This window comes from Helicobacter sp. (assembly GCF_017502485.1).
GTDB lineage: Bacteria > Campylobacterota > Campylobacteria > Campylobacterales > Helicobacteraceae > Helicobacter_B.
Genome location: NZ_JAFVUX010000011.1, coordinates 1 through 18,792, shown reverse-complemented (window position 1 = coordinate 18,792; position 18,792 = coordinate 1). Strand labels below are relative to the sequence as shown.

Annotated in this window: 21 protein-coding genes and 1 tRNA gene; 9 read left to right on the top strand and 13 right to left on the bottom strand. The window is 45.5% G+C overall.

Annotated elements, in window-relative coordinates; all coding sequences use genetic code 11:
* Positions 1 to 14 precede the first annotated feature (14 nt).
* Positions 15 to 503, bottom strand: coding sequence for an S-ribosylhomocysteine lyase (gene luxS, locus IKB69_RS02325; RefSeq protein ID WP_290945707.1), 489 nt, complete (start codon positions 501 to 503; stop codon positions 15 to 17).
* A 152-nt stretch (positions 504 to 655) separates the two neighbouring features.
* Here luxS and IKB69_RS02320 point away from each other — a divergent pair, with 152 nt between their 5' ends.
* Positions 656 to 2,662: a TonB-dependent receptor plug domain-containing protein gene (locus IKB69_RS02320; protein ID WP_290945705.1), complete on the top strand. Its 2,007-nt coding sequence runs from the start codon at positions 656 to 658 to the stop codon at positions 2,660 to 2,662.
* A 235-nt stretch (positions 2,663 to 2,897) separates the two neighbouring features.
* On the opposite strand, the gene IKB69_RS02315 is transcribed toward IKB69_RS02320, so the two are convergent.
* From IKB69_RS02315 to kdsB, 9 genes are all read right to left on the bottom strand, one after another.
* Complete coding sequence (locus tag IKB69_RS02315) at positions 2,898 to 4,181, bottom strand: FAD-dependent oxidoreductase (RefSeq protein WP_290945703.1); 1,284 nt, start codon at positions 4,179 to 4,181, stop codon at positions 2,898 to 2,900.
* Between the two features lie 49 nt (positions 4,182 to 4,230).
* Positions 4,231 to 4,305: transfer RNA gene (locus tag IKB69_RS02310), tRNA-Asn, on the bottom strand.
* 56 nt (positions 4,306 to 4,361) lie between these two features.
* Positions 4,362 to 6,248 carry a nucleotide sugar dehydrogenase gene (locus tag IKB69_RS02305; RefSeq protein WP_290945701.1) on the bottom strand — a complete coding sequence of 629 codons (1,887 nt, stop codon included), beginning with the start codon at positions 6,246 to 6,248 and terminating at the stop codon, positions 4,362 to 4,364.
* 16 nt (positions 6,249 to 6,264) lie between these two features.
* Positions 6,265 to 6,846, bottom strand: coding sequence for an acyltransferase (locus IKB69_RS02300; protein ID WP_290945699.1), 582 nt, complete (start codon positions 6,844 to 6,846; stop codon positions 6,265 to 6,267).
* 21 nt (positions 6,847 to 6,867) lie between these two features.
* On the bottom strand, positions 6,868 to 7,626 hold the full coding sequence (locus IKB69_RS02295; RefSeq protein WP_290945697.1) for a glycosyltransferase family 25 protein: 759 nt from the start codon (positions 7,624 to 7,626) through the stop codon (positions 6,868 to 6,870).
* Positions 7,627 to 7,719: 93 nt separating this feature from the next.
* Positions 7,720 to 8,427, bottom strand: a complete 708-nt coding sequence (locus IKB69_RS02290; RefSeq protein WP_290945854.1) for a UPF0323 family lipoprotein — start codon at positions 8,425 to 8,427, stop codon at positions 7,720 to 7,722.
* Between the two features lie 25 nt (positions 8,428 to 8,452).
* Complete coding sequence (locus IKB69_RS02285; protein WP_290945695.1) at positions 8,453 to 9,196, bottom strand: hypothetical protein; 744 nt, start codon at positions 9,194 to 9,196, stop codon at positions 8,453 to 8,455.
* A gap of 73 nt (positions 9,197 to 9,269) precedes the next feature.
* Positions 9,270 to 9,695, bottom strand: a complete 426-nt coding sequence (locus IKB69_RS02280; protein ID WP_290945693.1) for a DUF4156 domain-containing protein — start codon at positions 9,693 to 9,695, stop codon at positions 9,270 to 9,272.
* A gap of 69 nt (positions 9,696 to 9,764) precedes the next feature.
* Positions 9,765 to 10,499: a 3-deoxy-manno-octulosonate cytidylyltransferase gene (gene kdsB / locus IKB69_RS02275; RefSeq protein WP_290945691.1), complete on the bottom strand. Its 735-nt coding sequence runs from the start codon at positions 10,497 to 10,499 to the stop codon at positions 9,765 to 9,767.
* 513 nt (positions 10,500 to 11,012) lie between these two features.
* Between kdsB and ndk the strand changes: the two genes are divergently transcribed.
* The 6 genes from ndk to IKB69_RS02245 are packed head-to-tail and all read left to right on the top strand — an operon-like array spanning position 11,013 to position 14,744.
* Positions 11,013 to 11,429, top strand: a complete 417-nt coding sequence (ndk, locus tag IKB69_RS02270) for a nucleoside-diphosphate kinase (protein WP_290945688.1) — start codon at positions 11,013 to 11,015, stop codon at positions 11,427 to 11,429.
* A gap of 21 nt (positions 11,430 to 11,450) precedes the next feature.
* Positions 11,451 to 11,801 (top strand): hypothetical protein, encoded by a 351-nt coding sequence (locus tag IKB69_RS02265; protein ID WP_290945686.1) that lies wholly within the window; start codon positions 11,451 to 11,453, stop codon positions 11,799 to 11,801.
* Between the two features lies 1 nt (position 11,802).
* Positions 11,803 to 11,952 (top strand): 50S ribosomal protein L32, encoded by a 150-nt coding sequence (rpmF, locus tag IKB69_RS02260; RefSeq protein ID WP_290945684.1) that lies wholly within the window; start codon positions 11,803 to 11,805, stop codon positions 11,950 to 11,952.
* A 38-nt stretch (positions 11,953 to 11,990) separates the two neighbouring features.
* A complete protein-coding gene (gene plsX / locus IKB69_RS02255; protein ID WP_290945682.1) occupies positions 11,991 to 13,001 on the top strand; it encodes a phosphate acyltransferase PlsX in 1,011 nt (336 codons plus the stop codon).
* A 2-nt stretch (positions 13,002 to 13,003) separates the two neighbouring features.
* Complete coding sequence (locus IKB69_RS02250) at positions 13,004 to 13,984, top strand: beta-ketoacyl-ACP synthase III (protein ID WP_290945680.1); 981 nt, start codon at positions 13,004 to 13,006, stop codon at positions 13,982 to 13,984.
* On the top strand, positions 13,977 to 14,744 hold the full coding sequence (locus IKB69_RS02245) for a YggS family pyridoxal phosphate-dependent enzyme (RefSeq protein WP_290945678.1): 768 nt from the start codon (positions 13,977 to 13,979) through the stop codon (positions 14,742 to 14,744). The genes IKB69_RS02250 and IKB69_RS02245 overlap by 8 nt, the downstream gene beginning before the upstream one ends.
* Positions 14,745 to 14,808: 64 nt before the next feature.
* Here IKB69_RS02245 and IKB69_RS02240 read toward each other — a convergent pair whose 3' ends face one another.
* Positions 14,809 to 16,665, bottom strand: coding sequence for a DUF1561 family protein (locus IKB69_RS02240; protein WP_290945676.1), 1,857 nt, complete (start codon positions 16,663 to 16,665; stop codon positions 14,809 to 14,811).
* Positions 16,666 to 16,779: 114 nt separating this feature from the next.
* Here IKB69_RS02240 and IKB69_RS02235 point away from each other — a divergent pair, with 114 nt between their 5' ends.
* Together IKB69_RS02235 and IKB69_RS02230 are read left to right on the top strand one after the other, a co-directional pair.
* Positions 16,780 to 17,112 carry an SMR family transporter gene (locus tag IKB69_RS02235; protein WP_290945674.1) on the top strand — a complete coding sequence of 111 codons (333 nt, stop codon included), beginning with the start codon at positions 16,780 to 16,782 and terminating at the stop codon, positions 17,110 to 17,112.
* The gene (locus IKB69_RS02230) at positions 17,112 to 17,426 is read left to right on the top strand and encodes a multidrug efflux SMR transporter (protein WP_290945672.1); all 315 of its coding nucleotides are present in this window, start codon (positions 17,112 to 17,114) and stop codon (positions 17,424 to 17,426) included. The genes IKB69_RS02235 and IKB69_RS02230 overlap by 1 nt, the downstream gene beginning before the upstream one ends.
* A gap of 3 nt (positions 17,427 to 17,429) precedes the next feature.
* Here the strand turns inward: IKB69_RS02230 and IKB69_RS02225 are convergent, their stop codons facing one another.
* Both IKB69_RS02225 and IKB69_RS02220 read right to left on the bottom strand, forming a co-directional pair.
* Positions 17,430 to 17,669: a hypothetical protein gene (locus IKB69_RS02225; RefSeq protein ID WP_290945670.1), complete on the bottom strand. Its 240-nt coding sequence runs from the start codon at positions 17,667 to 17,669 to the stop codon at positions 17,430 to 17,432.
* Positions 17,614 to 18,792 (bottom strand): Eco57I restriction-modification methylase domain-containing protein (locus IKB69_RS02220; RefSeq protein ID WP_290945668.1); only part of this gene is annotated, 1,179 nt, incomplete at its 5' end. The genes IKB69_RS02220 and IKB69_RS02225, both read right to left, overlap by 56 nt.

Genomic DNA, 18,792 nt, shown 5'->3' with positions numbered 1-18,792 from the left:
TACTCTCTTGCTATTTATGCAAACTCTTTGAGCAAGAGCTTTTGTGTATCCATTACGCCTATACCTTTGTCAAGCACTTTTATGGATATTTCTTGCGCCTCTTTGAGTGAGTGCATAGCATAGGTGCCACATTGGTATTTGTTTGCCTCTGGAATTGTATCCACACGCAAAATATCGCGCATACTTGCTTCCCACGCTTCTAACACATCATAGCTGCAAGGCTCTCCAATGACACTCATATAAAACCCAGTCCTGCAACCCATCGGCGAAATATCGATGATCTCGGCATTTTTACCATTTAGATGATCGCGCATAAATCCGGCGAAGAGATGCTCTAATGTGTGGATACCCTTTTCACTAAGGATGTCTTCATTTGGCACGCAAAAGCGCAGATCAAAGACAGAGATAACATCGCCCTTTGGTGTTTGCATAGTTTTAGCAAGGCGCACCGCAGGAGCTGGCATAATGGTATGATCGACCTTAAAGCTATCTAGTAGTGGCATAAATGCTCCTTATTTCGTAAGTGGGCGCATTATAGCAGTATTTCTATGAAGCCAATATGAAAAAACTTTTGCAAGAGACTGCTAGGCTTCTTGCGTTTTTTTTGTTTCTTTGTATAATGTTTGCCAAATGAGAATCTGCTCAAGGAGGATTTATGCGTATCCAACACCTAGTAATGCTTGCAGTCCTGCCTTTTGCTACAAATGCTAGCCAAACTTCTAGTCTGTGGTCCAAGCTAGAATCTCGGCTAGATTCTAGCCCTAAGTCGCTACCTCCTGTCTATACTACCGCTACGCGCACACCTATGCAAAGTGAGCAGATTTTAGCAGCCAAAGATGCCCTGCTACATTCTGGCGATATAGCAAAGTCGCTTTTATATGTGCCGGGCTTTTCTATGGTGCGTAAAGGTGGCTTAGGAAGTGAGGTGTTATTCCGCTCTCAAGGGGCTTCACGCGTGCCGATCTTGCTTGATGGTGGCAGTTTGCAGGGTGCTTGCGGGGGTAGAATGGACACAAGTGTTACCTACATTTTCCCAGAGAATTATGACCATATCCTACTAATCAAAGGTCCCCAAGATGTGCGATGGGGGTCGCTTATAAGCGGTGGAGCGGTGTTTATGCGCGATATTACAATACTAGATCATAACACTTTGCAAGCGGATACAAGTGTGCTAGCAGGGAGCTTTGATCGCTTAGATTTGCACGCAAGCGCACTTACTGGGGGCAAATACGGCTCGCTGCGCGCAATTGCAAGCCGCTATGAGAGCGGAGACTATCGCACAGGGAGCACTAGCTTTAGTGGGGGGAGTGCCACACACTCTGCTTATAAGCGTGAGTCCGCAAGTTTAATCGCTACACTCACGCCCACTAAATACACAGGCATAGAGTTTGATATAGATATAGGTAGAGGGTTTTCATCCTACCAAGACAGGGCAATGGACGCACGCACATTTGATCGCTTATCCTTTAGCCTAAAGGCACAGCAGCAGTTTCAAAGCGAAATTGTAAGGTGGCTTGATGTGCGTGCTTCGTGGCACGAAGTTGATCACATTATGGATAATTTCTCCCATAGGCAAGCTAGTGCAGACTATCGGCTAAGCAACCCAAAGCGCACCAATGCCAACGCACGCGCTGAGCTCACACTTTACCTAAGTTATGCACTTACACTCTATCTAGGCGCAAGCTATGCGTATGATGATCAAAAACTACGCACTTCTGGCAGTAAGTCTTCTATCAATGAGGCAAATGCTATCCTATCTCAAGCCTACAAGCCACAATTCCACTTCAATTATGCCTCTATCTTTATGCAAGGCTCTTATGCGCAGCTAGATTCTGCTTCTAGTGTGTATTTTGGCGCGAGGTATGACTATGCACTAACACATAAAGCTAGTACCGCAGAATCTACTAGCAATCATCTAGGTAGTGGTTTTGCTCGCTACCAATATGAAAGGGGTGGTTTTTCGTATTTTATAGGGCTTGGCTTGGCGCAGAGAAGCCCAGACTTTTGGGAGCGAACCAAGGGCAATGGTATGGGCTTGAAGCAAGAGAGCAACCTCCAGCTAGATGCTGCTACTGCATATAAGAGAGAGAATTTTTCCTTGCAAGCATCTTTATATAGTGCGTATATGTGGGACTATATCGCCCTGCACTACGCAAATGGAACAAACGCGTTTAATACTAATGCACTGCTAGCAGGAACAGAGCTTGAGGCAAAGTATGGGGCTTTTGGGCTTCTTTACATCTCTGGCTCGCTTGCCTACACCTATGGGCAAAATCTCACTACAAGATCCGGACTGCTAGCAGGAGCACCACTGCCCCAAGTAGCTCCGCTACAAGCACAAGTGTCTTTGTGGCTCGAGCATAGAGGGTTTCTAGCGCGTGCAGATATGTTGGCTAATGCTGCGCAAAGTCGCTATGCTAAAGACTATGGCAATGTTATTGGCAAGGACTTTGGGGCGAGCTTGGGCTTTGCTACTTTAAGCATTTATGGTGGCTATAAGCGCAAGAATTTTAGCCTGCTTTGCGGAGTGGAGAATCTAACTAACGCGCTTTATAGTTATCATCTTTCTAAATCTGGGGTGATGGTAGGCGGGCTAGCTCCTACTACGAGAATTTATGAGCCGGGGAGAAGCTACTATATGAAGCTAGCACTTGGATTCTAGTTAGATGTGTTGGCTTTTGACTAAAAAGCCATTGTAGTGATAAATCGGTGGCTACATAGCTTTAAGTATGCGTCCTTGACTCGACTCACAAAGCCCCATTTTAGCGCAAAAGTCCTGCCACGAGCAAAGAGATAGCGTCTAGGCTTTTAGATTCTATCTCTTTGCCATTGTGATCGGTGGTGTGGCAAATGTCGCTTTAGTATCCATAGGCGACTAGAGTCTAGAGACTCTAGGGCTATTTGTTTACCTTGATACTTCTGCGCCATCGCCACTCTATGGCGCGTTTTATGGCTATGGCGATAAGCCCAGAAACTTCGCGCCCAGCGACTTCACCTATGCCATAGCAGTATCCTAGTGAGCAGATTGTGCCCTGTGGCTTGTAGGAAAATGGCGGAATTGGTGCGCTAGAATCTAGGGGCGTCGTAGATTCTAGTGTGCTGGTAGTTTTGACTTGCTGTATATAGCTAGGGAGAATGCGGGCTAGGTAGATCCCTTGCTGCTGGGCTAACTGGGCAGTTGGTGGGTAGAATCGCTGTGTTTTCTCATCTAGCAGTGCCCCACAATCCCCTAGCACGAAGATAGAATCTACATCTATATCCGTGCTAGAGTCTTTGGCTTTAGTGGCATTAGAGTCGTTAGATTCTAGGGGTTTTGGGTGGAGATATGGGGTGGTGATAAGCTTTGATTTTGGCGTGCCAAAAGAATTAGCGATGACTAGGTTGCCTTGCACTCCTGCTGTCCATATTGTGCAAAAAGACTCTATAAGTGTAGTTTGCGGACCATTTTGCCCTTGCTCATTTCCACACGCGATTTGTACACCATTTTCTAGCACGCTTAGGATTTTGCTAGCACTAAGCACCCTTACCCCTAGTTTCTCTAAATACGCGCGTCCCTTTTGCGCTAGATTGGGTGAGAACATCGGTAGCACATTATCTAGGGCTTCTATGCACACACATTCTACGGCTTCTTGTATGCCTAGTTTTTTTGCTTGCTTTGGGATCTCTTGGGCGAGAGTTGCCACAAGCTCACACCCGCTAAACCCCCCACCGCATACCACAAAGCGCAAATACCGTTCATCATTAGTATGTTTATAGGCTTGGAGATTTGCTTCTATCTTAGCGCGGATGGCTTTGGCTTGGTGGTAGTTTGTAAGTGGCAGGGCATATGCACTCACACCACTTATGCCAAAGCTATCGCTAGCAAAGCCTAGTCCAAGGATCAGTATATCATAGCTATATGTGGCGCGCTCGCAGACAATTTGCTTGCTAGAGGCATTGATTGTACGCACGCAGTCTTGCACGATTTCTATGTCTTTTGGGAGAATATCTTCTAGCTTATGTAAAATCTCTTTATCTTTATAGCCACTTGCGACTTCGTGTAGCAAGATACTTTCATAATGTATAGAATCTTTTGTGATAAGCGTCCATCTAGCAGTGCTATAAATTGACTTTGGCAAATTAGCGATACAAGAGAGAGTCGCATACCCAGCACCCAGAAATACAATATGTGGAGTTTTCATCAATGTCCTTGAAGTAGAATCTAGCGTAGAGTGTAAAAGTAGAAAGAAGTGGCTCCGGATGCAGGATTCGAACCTGCGACCAAGCGGTTAACAGCCGCCTACTCTACCGCTGAGCTAATCCGGAATCTGTCTTAGCATCTGGAAGTAAAACGCGAATTTTATGGAAAAACACGCACCTTGTCAAGGGCTTACAAACATAAGTGCATAGCGGGGCTTGCAGAGACTTGTAAGATCGATGCGCGCATCGCAAGTGTGCAGGACATTACACAGCACGCCATCATAGCTGTTATCACCGCTAGCTGCTATAAGCTGCTTAGATTCTAGCACGCAAATGCCATACTCTAGCTTTGCCCTATCTCTATCGATAAGCGAGTCAAGCACTTCTACTTGTAAGCCTAAAGATTCTAGCTCATAGCATAAATGCGGGACTTTGGTGTTGCGCATATCTCTGCAATCCTTTTTAAATGCAAAGCCTACCACAAGCACCCTGGCTCCTTGCAGGCTAATCCCAGCAGATTCTAGCTGCTTGGCAAACTTTCTAGCGATGAAGTGGGGCATTGCTTCATTGACTATGCGCGCTTTTGTGAGAAGCTTTGGACTAAAACCCTTAAGCTCGGCAATATAGGAGAGATAGTAGGGATCGACACTAATACAATGCCCCCCCACAAGCCCGGGGTAAAATGGCAGGAAGTTCCACTTCGTGCGCGCTGCTTGCAAAATCTCTGCCATATCAAGCTCAAGCGTGTCAAAGAGCATATATGCCTCATTCATAAAGGCAATATTGATATCGCGCTGCGCGTTTTCTAGGGCTTTGCTCGCTTCAGCTATCTCTATGCTAGAGACACAATGCGTGCCAGCAGGGATCACGCTTGCATAAAGTTTATCGATTGTGGCAGCAGACTCTTTATTAGAGCCTGAAGTGATTTTTACCACTTGGCTTAGGCGGTGTATTTTGTCAGCTGGATTTATGCGCTCTGGTGAGTAGCCCACAAAGAAGTCGCGATTTAGTTGGAGCTTGCTGATAGATTCTAGTAGGGGGGCACAGAAAGTGCGCGTGCAAGTGGGGTAGGTGGTGGATTCAAACACGACAATATCCCCCACTTGTAGCATAGAGCCCACAAGCTCACACGCACTTTGCAAGCAGGAGAGATCTGGGAGCTTGTCTTTGGCAATAGGCGTTGGCACGGCGATTAGATAGATGGTTGCTTGCGCTATATCGTTTGGGTTGCTACTAAAGCGCACTAAAGGGGCTTGCAGGAAGTCTTGTAGCCCACACTCGCCACTAGAATCTAGCTTTTCTTGTAGCTCTTTTACTCGCGTGGGGTTTATGTCAAATCCTATGGTGGGGTATTTTGTGCCAAAGGTTAGGGCTAGGGGCAGTCCAACATAGCCAAGACCGATAACAGCTATGGTGTAGGGCATCGGCTTTGGACTAGTGGATTGGGCATTATTAAAGGAATTGCAACTTTGCCTTGTTTTCTCATCGCAAATCCTAGAATCCTTTGCTGGCGTTTTTACACTTTGGACGTTTTTCCTAGAATCCATTTTTGAGCTTTTAGCGTGTTTTTCTGTCATTGTAAGCGGTGCTTGCACTGCGTGGCAATCCACACTAGATTCTAGTGATACTTTAGATGAGTTCTTTTCAAGGGGGGATAAGGGGGCTGCTTGGCAGGCTCTACTCCTTATCCCCCCTTTCACCCCCCAATCCCCCTGCACGCTTTCAAGACTGCGTGCTTTTGGTAAAGCACGCGATTGGTTGATGGATTTTGCTTGCGTAGAGTAGGATTGCTTCGCGGAAAATAACGCTTGACTTTCTTCTTCAAGGATTCTAGGAGTTGCGGAGTTACTAGTGGGGCTGTTTGTGGATTTTAAGGTAAGGCTGTTTTTTGATGTCAGCTGTTTGTCAATCTTGGCTGTTTTATCAAAGCCGCTATGGGATTCTAGGACTCCTAGAGAAACATCGGCTAATGCCGAGCGGTATCTTTTGCTTTGCGAGCCACGCAAGGAGATAAGACTTGAGCGTCTATCGAGAAAGTGCGGTGAAGCGATCAAAGATTTATCACGCAAAGCTAAATCCCTTTTTTTAGATCTCACGCACGACACCATTTTCTAGCATATAGTAGCCCCCATCATACTCACTTCTAGCTCTCCCTCTGCTATCAAACCTAAGCCTAGCCCCAGACTTATCCACAAAGCCAATGAGCCTAGCAGGATTACCCACCATAAGTGCGAAGTTTGGCACAGATTCTAGCACCACACTCCCTGCGCCAATGAGTGCAAACTCGCCTATTTCTATACCGCAAAGTATTGTGGCATTTGCGCCAATAGAGCAACCTTTGTGCAAGATTGTAGGGAGAAACTCGCTTTTGCGATTGATGAAAGCGCGTGGGGTTAGGACATTAGTAAATACCACGCTTGGTCCTATGAATACTTCATCGCGCACTTCTACACCCTCATAAATACTTACATTGTTTTGGATTTTGCAGCCATTACCGATAGATACGCGCATACCTATGCAACAATTCTGCCCGATGACACAATCACGCCCTATCACGCTACCTTGCAAAATATGGCAAAAATGCCAGATTTTACTCCCTGCGCCTATTGCTACATTGCTATCAATCACGCTACTTGTGTGGATCAATGCACCATTTACTTCCCGCACTGCTACTACCCTTTGGCTAGGCTACTTGCACGCGCGCAAGAACTTTTGGCTAAAAAGTCTCATACGCATATCGCGGTAGAATCTATGTAGCTCGCGCAGTAGCACGAAGCGGTAATAGAAGCTCCTATCCTTTGGCTGGTGCTCTGGCTTGCCTATGGTGGAGAACTCATCTAGCTCGTTGATTTCTGTGATATGTGGAAGGTAGAGCATTTCAGCGACATTATGCAAGTAAGAAAAGCTCATATAATAATCCACCGCGACAAAGATTTTCTCCGCACCTTTTATGAGCTTTGCCGCACCGCTTGGAGAGATATAGTAGCCTGATGTGCCTAGCATAAGCTTGGGAGCTAGGGCGAAATGCTCTGCTACAAGATACATCGTATGCCAAGTTCGCCACGCTAGGCGCACATACTCATAGGGACTTTGCGCGATTGCCTGCGCGCCCTCCCCAAAACCAGTGCAAAAGCTCACATCATCTTCTAGCACGATGATCCCTTGCCCTAATTCTACGCACTTTTGCCACAAGGCATAGTGAGAAGCAAAACACGCTAGCTCTGTCTCTCGCACTGCTCTAGCCTTATACACCCCAGCCCAAAATGGGCAATACCGCTTGATAAAGCCACTTTCTCTAATGTCTTTAGGCGTTATAGCTTGGAAAAAATGAAAGGCAAGCTTTTCTTGCAAATGCGGCTCTTTGGCAAAAAGCGTGGCGATATTTGCCTCCATACTTGCTCTGCGATCAAGGGAATGGGCAAGGTTTATGACAAAGCATTGCAGCATAGATCTAGTCTCCTTAAGGTTTTGTAATCGCAGTGTGTGCGTGGGCTTGGACTTATGATGCAAGTGTTGTGCTTTAGTAGCTTTGGGTTTAGGCTAGCTACTAAAGCCACCTTGCGCAGGGCGTGGGCTTGGTGCGCCTTTAGCGGCGTTGTTTTGGTAAAATCCACTTTTTGCATTGTTTGGTGTTGTGCCCGCTCGTGGAGTATTTGCGCTACCTTGCTTGAAGTTATTTGCGCTACGCTCATAGGCTTGGGGGGATTTGTAGGTGCGTTGTTTGTTTTGCTGGTAGTTTGGGTTATTAAAGAGCTTGTTGCCAATGTAACTTCCTAGCAACGCGCCTGCCGCACTTGCTAGGATTGCACCTCCTAGTCCTAAGCCACCACCACTCTCACCCCCACCGCTACCAGCTGGAGCTAGTAACTCACTTGTACCATTCTCTACACGCGTGGCTTCTTTTTGGATGATTTCATTTACTTCCTCATCACTCAAAATCCGCTCTGTCCCAGACTTATCACGCACGACTACTCGCGTAGTGGCACTTGGGTATTCTTCTAGGACCTTGTAGCTCCCGTCTAGCTGCTCTTCTACGATGACAAATGCCCCTTGCTTGATAGCTTGTTGTGGGCTTTGGCTACCTTGACTGCTAGAATTATTGACAAAGTCATCTCGATCTCTAGGATTATCACAGCCTAGTAGGGCGACTAGCACAAGCGCGCTACTGCTACCTACCATCGCAAAATCCGCGATCTTCCTATATGGCAAGTGGCGTGATGAGATGGTGCTATGTTTAGGCTTTTTCATCATTGCTCCTTTTAGATTCTAGTTACTAGTCTAGTGCTTCATAGATAAATGGCACACCCTCTATGAGCTTAGAATCTCTAATGCTATTAGTTACGCGTATGACTTTGCTATATATTTCATCATTTGCGGTGGTGGGTGCATAGGTGCGCGCATAGATTTTGCGCAGGATTTGGATCTGCTCTTTTGGGGTTTTGGTGCTGCGAATTTGGCGCGCAATATCTGCTGCTTTGTATAGAGAGTCTTGCCCAAGTAGTCCTACAGGGATCATTACAATGGTGTGGGTTTGTAGCTTTTCTTCTATGTGTGCTAGTTCCTCTTGACAGTGGCTACACATAGGATCTGATACGATGTAGAACTTTTTAGGAGTAGCACCGGTTATGGTTATGGCATAGTCTTTAGGGATAGAGGCAAAGAGCGCGTTTAGCTTGGCGGAGTTTTGGGTATTGAAATTATGCGTGCTTATGGCTTTTAACTCTTGGGAGACGCGTTTGCTTACTGTATCATCACTGCTAAAAAACGCGCTTGCTACGACTAGATTCTGCTGCTTCTCATCGCTTATAAAGAGTGTTTTATAACCATTTAGCTTATCTTGGATAACGAGCAGAAATAAATTGCTAGAATCTAGCGGGCTAAAGCTCACTATCTCCAGTGTGCGCTTGGTTTTAGACTCTAGGAGTTTTTTGGCTACGCTTGCATCATAGGCGTTAAGCGCGCTAAGTCCTAGCGTACAAGCATACAATAGGGCACTTATCTTGCTTGCTTTCATCATATCTCCTTGTCGAAATCTCGCTTTGAATGCGCAATAATGCCATAAAAATCTAACGCTTGCCTACGCGCCTATGTTAAAACTTGCAGTGATACACTTCGCCATAAATGATATATTCATCGATTTTGTTAGAAATGGCATCGTTTGCTAGTCCCATTCTGAACTGATAATCCCCCCCTAGGTAGCGCGACTCAGTATGTAGTACAAGTACGGCATTCCCACCAAAGCGTGCAGCTTTGTTGCGCAAGTCATTTTCTGCGCCTGCTATGGCAGCAAGCAGCTTAATGCCATAACCCTTTGTATTGACAATACCTGAAGATTCTCTGAGATAGGTGCAATCTTTAAGCGAAGATTTTCCTCGATAAATTTTCACGCCTAAAGCATTTGGATCTTGGGTGGGGATTGCTGGCTTGTAGCACGCGCTAAAGGTGCTAGCTATGCTAAGTAGTCCCACTATACTTATGATGCTAAAGGCTTTGGTGGTGTTGTGGTAGAGTCTCATAATTATGTCCTTAATGTTTCTAAAGCCTCGGTTTACACAAGCTTCACCAGCAAATAGTGTTCCTAGAATCTAGCTAGATTCTCCAAAGTACTGCAATGCCCTTGCTAAGTCCTCTGGCGTATCGATCCCTATGCTTTGTGTGCTAACAAGCACCATAGTAATGCGCTTGCCATAATAGAGCGCGCGTAGCTGCTCCAGCTTCTCTGTGTGCTCTAGGGGGGAGTGTTCTTTGGATTGTGGTAGGGCGCAAAACTCCTTAAGACTCTCCATACTATACCCATACACGCCCAAATGCCCCAAATACTGCGCGCTAGATTCTAGCTTGGTAGCATCGCGATCATAGGGAATAATGGAGCGCGAGAAATATAGCGCATTCATACTAGAATCCACTACTACTTTAACCGCGTTTGGATCAAGTGCTTGGGTCTGGGTGATATGCTTCGCGCAGCTTGCCATAAACGCGCCTTGCTGCATTGTGTTGTGCAATGCTTGCAAAACCTCTGGCTCTAAAAACGGCTCATCAGCTTGGACATTGATGATGATTTCACTGCTAGCAAGTCCTAACTTCTTGGCTGCTTCATAGCAGCGATCTGTACCACTTTGATGATCTTTGCTGGTGAGCAGGGCGCGGATTTTATGACTCTGACATAGTTCTAGTACGCTTGTATCATCGCACGCTACGCACACTTCATCGACTTTGGCGGCGTTTTTCGCGCTTGCTATTACCATAGGCAGCCCAAAAATATCTGCCAAAATCTTGCGCGGAAATCTCGTAGAATCAAGTCTAGCAGGGATAATGATCATCAAGCACTCCTTAGTGTCAAGGTCATCTGTAATCTAGGCTTTGCAGAGATGGGCATTATAGCGCAAAGCTAACGACTAGCATTTGTAGTGCTAGTCATGCAGCGAGATATCAGCTTTTGTCTGGTGTAAATACTTATGCCTTATAAGCAATGCGTGTGTTTAGGGAGTATATCCAAATATACGCTAGAATCTAGCGCGCAAAGCCTAAGATTCTATTATGCTCCTTGAAGCGAGAAGAATTGCACCAGAAAGGTCAATGGATAAAACCCATATTACTGCTCTTGTTAGGTTGAATTAAAATGCGATTCAATGCAATCAAAAAAATAGCTTAAAATCCGATGTAAAGTGTTGTTTGCAAGCAAGCATTTGATACTTTTTGTAACATTGTCAATCTAGCAGAGTAGTTATAAGAGTGCGCAAGAACTTGTATGCCTAGCGTAATTGTTATTTAAGCATTAGGGGCTTATAATCACAAATTTACTTTAGCCAAAACTTAATCACAAAGGAGACTCTATGGCAGAAAGGACTCTTTCTATCATCAAGCCAGATGCCGTGCAGAAGGGAGTGATCGGCAAGATCATTGATCGCTTTGAGAGTAATGGGCTAAGAATTGCTGCGATGAAAAAGCTCCAGCTCTCTAGATGTGATGCAGAAGTGTTCTACGCGATTCACAAAGACAGACCGTTTTTCAACGATCTTGTCGAGTTTATGGTAAGTGGTCCGGTAGTTGTGATGGTGCTAGAAGGAGATAATGCCATAGCTAAAAATCGCGATTTAATGGGCGCTACAAACCCCAAGGAAGCCAAGCCCGGCACAATCCGCGCAGACTTTGCACAAAGCATTGATGCAAATGCTGTGCATGGAAGCGATAGCTCAGAAAATGCGCGCAATGAAATTGCTTTCTTTTTCGCTACTAAAGAGATTTGCTAGAATCTAGCGGCATTGCTTGCTATGCGCATACAAGCTAGGAAGATCTCTTCAGCACCAAAGGCGTTTGAGTTACACTCTCAAGGATTGTGCTTTAAGGGTGAGATTTTTGCCAAAGATCGTGGGCTATTTTGTATCAATGCAAATCTAGCAGGAGAGATTGCGCTTATATGTGATAGGAGTGGGGAAGAATTCTTGCAAAACATTGATGAAGAGTTGGTTTTGTATATTGCAGATGGACTCTGGGATACACAAAGCCAACGCTTTGAGGTATTTGATGTGATCGAGTGCTTTGATGGCTTTATCGACTTAGATTCTATCTTACAAAGCGAGATAGAATCTATTAGACTTGATTATCATAGTAAAGGAGATTAGTATGGCAGTCCCAAAAAGACGAGTAAGTAAAACAAGAGCGGCAAAGCGTAGGACTCACTACAAAGTAGCACTAGTAAAACCTATCAAAGACAAAGATGGTAGCTGGAAGCTCCCACACCATATCAACAAATTTAGTGGCTCATACAAATAACTCGTGAAGCGAGTGAGCGCGAAGGCTAAGGAGTGGATATGTGGAAGATAGCTGTTGATGTGATGGGTGCTGATCACGGAGTTATGCCCATTGTGCAAGGTGCTATCGTGGCAGCTAAAGCGCGCGAGTGCAAGGTGTTGCTTGTAGGTGATGAGAAAGAGATTGTCTCGGTGCTTGCACAAAGTGGGGTCGCGTATGGGGAAAATGAGCGCGTGGAAGTGGTGCATTGTAGCGATTATATCCGTATGGAAGAGAGTGCCACGGATGCCTTAAAACGTAAGGATTCATCAATCTATATCGCTACAGATCTTGTGCGAGAGGGCAAGGCGGATGCGCTTGTGTCGCCCGGGCATAGCGGCTCGACTATGAGTCTAGCGACTTTGCGACTTGGCAGGATTGATGGAGTCTCTCGCCCTGCTATTTGCACGCTTATGCCAACTATCACAGATAAGCCTAGTGTGATCCTAGATGCTGGAGCAAACACCGACTGCAAACCAGAATACTTAGTAGAGTTTGCGATAATGGGCTATGAATACGCGCGTAGTGTGATGGGCTATGAGAAAGACTCTATCCGTGTAGGGCTGTTGGCAAATGGCGAGGAAGAATCTAAAGGCAATGAGCTGACGAAAGCCGCCTTTGCTCTGCTAAAGGGCTATCCATTTTTCAAGGGTAATGTAGAGGGCAATGATATTTTCAATGGTAGTGTCGATGTTATTGTGTGTGATGGCTTTAGCGGGAATCTTGTCTTAAAAGCAAGTGAAGGGGTCTCAAGCTCTATTAGCCAGATTTTAAAACAAGAGATCAAGTCGTGTCCCTTGCGTATGCTAGGTGGACTGCTACTTAAGGGTGCGTTTGCCAGCCTTAAGAAAAAGGTCGATTATGCCGAATACGGTGGCGCGCCGTTGCTCGGCGTTAAACAAGTAGTAATCATTAGCCACGGCAAGTCCAATGCTCGCGCCATAGAAAACGCCGTATATCAAGCACTTCGAGCCTGTGAAGCTAAGGTGTGCGAGCGTATCGCTCAAGCTTTTTCTAGCACAAAGGGGTGAGTATGTATTATGCTGCTATGCGCTCTATCGCGTCATTTGTGCCCAAGCGTTGCGTCCCAAATGCAGAGTTTGAAAGCACACTTGATACAAGCGATGAGTGGATCACTAAGCGCACAGGGATTAAGTCTCGCTACTTTGCGCAAGATGATGAAGGTAGCAGTGATTTAGGTGCAAAAGCAGCAGCTTTAGCTATTGAGCGTGCTGGACTTAGCACAAAAGACATAGATTTAGTGATTTGCGCGACTCTTAGTCCAGATTTTATGGCTATGCCTAGCAATGCTTGCTTGATTAGTGCTAAACTTGGTATCGCTGATGTCCCAGCTTTTGATATAACGGCTGCTTGCACGGGGTTTGTCTATTTGCTCTCCGTGGCAAAGAGCTTTATAGAATCAGGCGCATATAGCACTATTCTTATCGTAGGGGCAGAAAAGGTTAGCAATGTCCTAGATTTTAGCGATAGAGGCACTTGCGTGCTCTTTGGCGATGGGGCTGGAGCGGCGATCATCTCACGCACACAAGATAGATCAGAGTCTATACTTGATGTCCATATCGGTGCAAATGGCGCGCATAGCGATTTGCTAATGACCCCTCAAAAATCTAGCGATGGCAGTGGAGGCAAGCTGCAAATGAAAGGTAGCGAAGTCTTCAAGCACGCGGTGCGCACGCTCACTGCCGATGTAATCCATATTTTAGAGCGCAATCATATTTCCCCCACTGCTATTGATCTATTTATCCCTCATCAGGCAAACTTGCGCATCATCTCTGCGGTAGGTGAGCAGCTTGGCTTGCGCGATGAGCAAGTGATTGTAACCGTGCAAAAGTATGGTAACACTTCTGCTGCTAGTATTCCTATGGCTATTGATGAAGCTTATAAAACCAAGCGACTTAAAAGGGGCGATCTTATGCTGCTTGATGCCTTTGGCGGGGGCTTTACTTGGGGGTCTGCGCTTGCATATTTTGGCGGCACATCCTACAATGGATAAACACGCACAAAATATACAAGAAAGAAATAGACAAGCGCGTATAGCTAGCAACCTCTCTTTTATTACACAGCAAATCAAAGTCGCCACAGAGCAATACCAAGCTAAAGCGGGTGTTACAGGACATAAGGTTACCCTTGTGGCAGCAAGCAAGTATCAAGACCTAGAATCTATCCGCGCGCTCTACTGGGCTGGGCAGTGTGTTTTTGGTGAAAATAGGGTGCAAGATTTACGCCAAAAGGCAGGCGAGCTTGCCATAATGGAGAATCTAGCACCAAATCAAGTAGATCTAAAGCCTATTGAGTGGCATTTCATCGGTACGCTCCAGCGTAACAAAATCAACCAACTCCTAGCTTTAAGCCCCGCGCTAATCCACTCTATCGACTCCATAGAGCTTGCTCTAAGTCTTGATGAAAAGTGCAAAGCCCAAGGTAGAATCCAGCCAGCTCTTTTGCAAGTAAATGCTGCAAGTGAGCCTAGTAAGCACGGATTCTCCCTAGAATCTACTTGCGACGCCTTTGCGCATATCTGTGCGCATACTTCACATTTGCGCTTACAAGGGCTAATGACCATAGGCGCACATACGCAAGATATAGGTGTGGTAGTAGAGAGCTTTGCTAGGACAAAAGCCCTATATGACACGCTTTGTGCCTCATATAGTGATGTGAAGATTTTATCTATGGGTATGAGCGGGGATTTTATGCACGCCATTGGGCAGGGGGCAACTATAGTGCGCATTGGTAGCGCACTATTTAAAGACTAGATTTTTTTGAATCTAAAAGCATAGCCTGACTAGTGTGTGTGTGCGATTGGCTCTGGGGCTGGTCTCATTGGATTAGGCATCTGCCACTTGCACATTGGTTGATTGCTTGAGAGAGGGGGAGTAGCCCACTTCCTCTACGCCCATCTCCATCACCACTACAATTATTGCTTGAAACCTCTGTGTTTAAAGGATTCCCATAAGGCTCTCTTAGGCGCAGTGCTACAAACATATAGATATTGGCAATGCCTTGTGCAGTTAGAGCGTTGATTGCTTCTTGCAAAGTTGTAGCCATAAGATTGTTTGAGAGTAGCCTACTAAAAGCTTCATAGCTAATCCCTCCTATAATATTTGTGGGGATAAATAGCACCCCTTGCTCTAGTCTCACCACAGGGATCGCATGTCCGTTTGCTCTACCTTGCGCATCGCGCATATATACATTAATGATCCACACACTCCCAGCGGGCGCATTAAAAAACCCGTGTAGAATATCTAGCATTTCAGCTTGACTTCTTGCATATTCTTGCATTACCCAAAAATACCCCGGGAACATACTTAGAGCGATAGATCGATACACTTGTGTTGCATATGTTACAGCATCTGCCCAAGATAGTGTGCTGGGGGCATTTGCCGTTGTGTAGGATTCTAGCTGGCTTGCTAGCAATGGGTAGCGCGTGCGAAAGGATGGGAAAGGATTTGCCCCTGCTTGTGTGTCAAAGAAATAGCCCCCAGATTCTAGTGGTGCTTGAGTGTAGGTGATAAGCTCTGCAACTATTTGATAGCTATGTAGCAGGCACACTCCGCAGTCTCCTGCGCGTAGTGGCACGCCATCCGTGCTAGTAGCGATCTGCCATAATCGCCTTTTCCACGCGTCATTTAGAGCAAAGTGGCTAGGTAGTGGCTGGGCTTTAAGACTAGGGCGCGCACTGCTGCCGGGGGCTGGACAGCTTGGTAGCTCTTTGCTAATGTTTGCTTCTACAAATCTCTGCCAATCTTGCATAGCATTATCAAAATGGAAAAAAGAAGTAGGTGTATTGTAGGTATCTTTAGCGATGTAGGCACTTGTAGCAGTGTAGGGCACTCCCCAATTAGGTCCGTATTTGGTTACGCGCAAAAAGTTGCCAAGATAGTCTTTTAGCATTGCTTGATTATTCTCCCCAAAGAGAAATATCTCCCACTGCTGAGGTTTTTGCCCTTCGACACATTCTTTGTATGTTACCCAGTTCCACTCTTGCTTGCTTGTTTGTGTAGAAGTTAGACAAGTGGGCTTTAGGGTGTGTGTGTCAAATAGAGCTAGCTGCTTGGTTTCTGGGTTGTAGATGAAATCTCTTGGGCTATCTTTGATAGAAGCAGTATTTGCTAGATAATACATATCAAACCCACTAGGAGTAACAAAGCTCCAGCCTATAAAGGTGGAGCTATTAAGCCCAGCAGGTGTAGCAAGGGTGCTTGCCCACTCCTGCATACTAGAATCTAGCGCGTGTGGGATCGTGCCTTTTGTGGCTAGGGTTAAAGTCTTGCCTTTTGTGGATACTTGTAGGGATTTATCCTGTGTGTAGAATACATTATCCCTTAGCATAAATCTCTGTTTAGTATCATTAAGCACACAGGGCTCTAGCACAATATCCACTTCATTATCTGCCACGCTCATACATAGCCACGCATTGTTGATGAACCACGCTACACGCGCGAAGACATCATAGCGCGCTAGAGGGGTGGATGTTGTGCAAGGCTCTAGAGTGATACTATTATGTGATGGCATATAGCAGAGCGTCTGCCCTTGCATAGTTATGGCAAGTGCCTTGTCTTTGGGTTTATCAGCTAGCTTTTGGGCAGGGGCTTTGCGCGCTAGATTCTCACTAGCACCAATGGCACAAAGAATTGCTAGTAGCAAGATGAGTGGTCGCAGAAGATGTGAGAGCATAATTTCTCCTAAAGTATTTATGATAAGCCTTAAGTGTTGCCTAGGTAACCGCGCGAGTAAGCATTATACTCTATATGCTACAATGCACAGCTTTAAACTACTCAAAGGCAGAGCATGAGCAAAAATCTCGCGTGGCTTCTTATCATCATTGGTGGTATTTGTGAGATATTTTGGGTAAGTGGGCTCAAATATGCAGACACGCTAGGTTTGCAGGCTTTAACAGGTCTTGGCATTTGCATTTCTTTTGTGTGTATGCTACTTGCAATTAGGGTGATTGAAATTAGCGTGGCATATAGTGTGTTTGTGGGCATAGGTGCGGCTGGGATTGTGCTAGCGGAGATCGTGGTCTTTGGCATACCAGCTTCTTGGCTAAAAATCACGCTCATCGTAGTGCTGATGTGTGCGGTTATTGGACTAAAGTTTGTCACAAGCGACAAGGGGGCTTGATGATACACTGGATAATGCTGCTTGCTGCTGGGCTTATGGAGATCTTTGGCGTGATTGTGATGAAGCGCTTTGTTGATGGGGAGAAGCTCTACTTGTTAGCGATTATTGGATGTTTTGCGCTTAGTTTTACTTGTCTATCTGTCGCTATGCAAGAGATCTCTATGGGCGTGGCGTACGCGATATGGACAGGCATAGGTGCGGCTGGGGGCGTGATTGTCGGGGTGGTGTTTTACAAAGAAGATCGCTCATTTTTAAAGCTGCTATGCGTGTGCGTAATCATCATCACAAGCATTGGGCTAAAGGCGATCGGCTAGAATCTACTTTTTGTGCTTTGTCTTTATAGATTGCTTCAGCCCTAAAGGGCTTCGCAATGACGATTGGGGTTGGATTGCTTCGGCTTCGCCTCGCAATGACGGAAGAATGGCATTGTCGCTAGAATCTAAGTTTTTGTCATTGCGAGACTTGCAAGGCAAGTTGTGGCAATCCATAGTAGCATCTGCTCTAATCATCGGTGCGGAATTGTAGGTCGTAGTTGATGATAAACTCTGTCTCATCATCGCTTAGTCCATATAAAGGGCATATCAATCTATCGATTTTATCAATGATATGCTTTGATTTGCGTGCGTAGTAGGCTAGCTCTCCAAGTGAGCGATAAGGCTTGGCATTTGCCTTTAAGTCGGCTTCATATTCTGCATAGATAGATTCTAGCTTGTGTAAGGTCTCATCGCTTAGATTTGCCAAAGGTAGTGGAAAATCTAAGATTTCATAGCCACGATTATCAAGCCAATTTGAATTGATAAGCCACCACCAATAAAAGAGTGTGCTACTCATAAAAGCCCCCACTGCTTTGGAATATTTGGGCTTTATAAATAAAGCTACTTCTTTACTAGAATGTGTAGCAAAAGATGTAATTAGCTTATAGTAAAGCCCACCACTACTGCGATAATAAATCGCCTTAGCACTCTTAGCTTCGCTTATTACACTTGCGATAGTAGAATCTGGGCTATACATTTTGCGCAAAATATCTACTTCTATTTGGTAGCTTATTTTAGGGAGTCTGCCACTTTTGATATAGGGCAGTGAGTCTGTGAAAGCTAGATTTTGCAAGATAGATTCTATGCTTTGGTGTTTGTAGCGTTTGTTGATTTGCGTGGTGTAAAGGTGGCGTGCTTTGGTGTGGGATTTGATAAAAGAGATAATAGATACATTTGTGGCGGCGTTTAGGAAGATTTGATTAGGGCGGTAGCCATAACTACTCACCCATATGCTCTCGCAGTTATTGAGCAGGAGTTTATGTAAGCCTTGCATAGACTCGCTAGCAGTTACACTCATAGGCACGATTAGGCTCACTATGCCTTGTGTGGCGCAGAGATTGTAGCTCTGCTCTATGAAAAGGCTGTAAGTATTAAGCGAGCCTACTTGGAGCTTGTCTTGCCACTCTTTTGGGTAGAGTCGCTTGGCTTCTCTCTCATTGATTGTGCGGGCGGATTTGTAGTGCTTCTTAAATATTAGCTTATGCTCGGCTGGGTAGGTAGCACCATACGGCGGATTACCAATCACTATATCAAATCCTTGAAGTCCAAACATATACTCACTATCAAAGAATCCTGCCACGCTGTGTGGGTCGTAGGGATTCCAGCTTGTTAGGGGGCTTTCTCCTTGGGCGTGTAGGATAAGGTT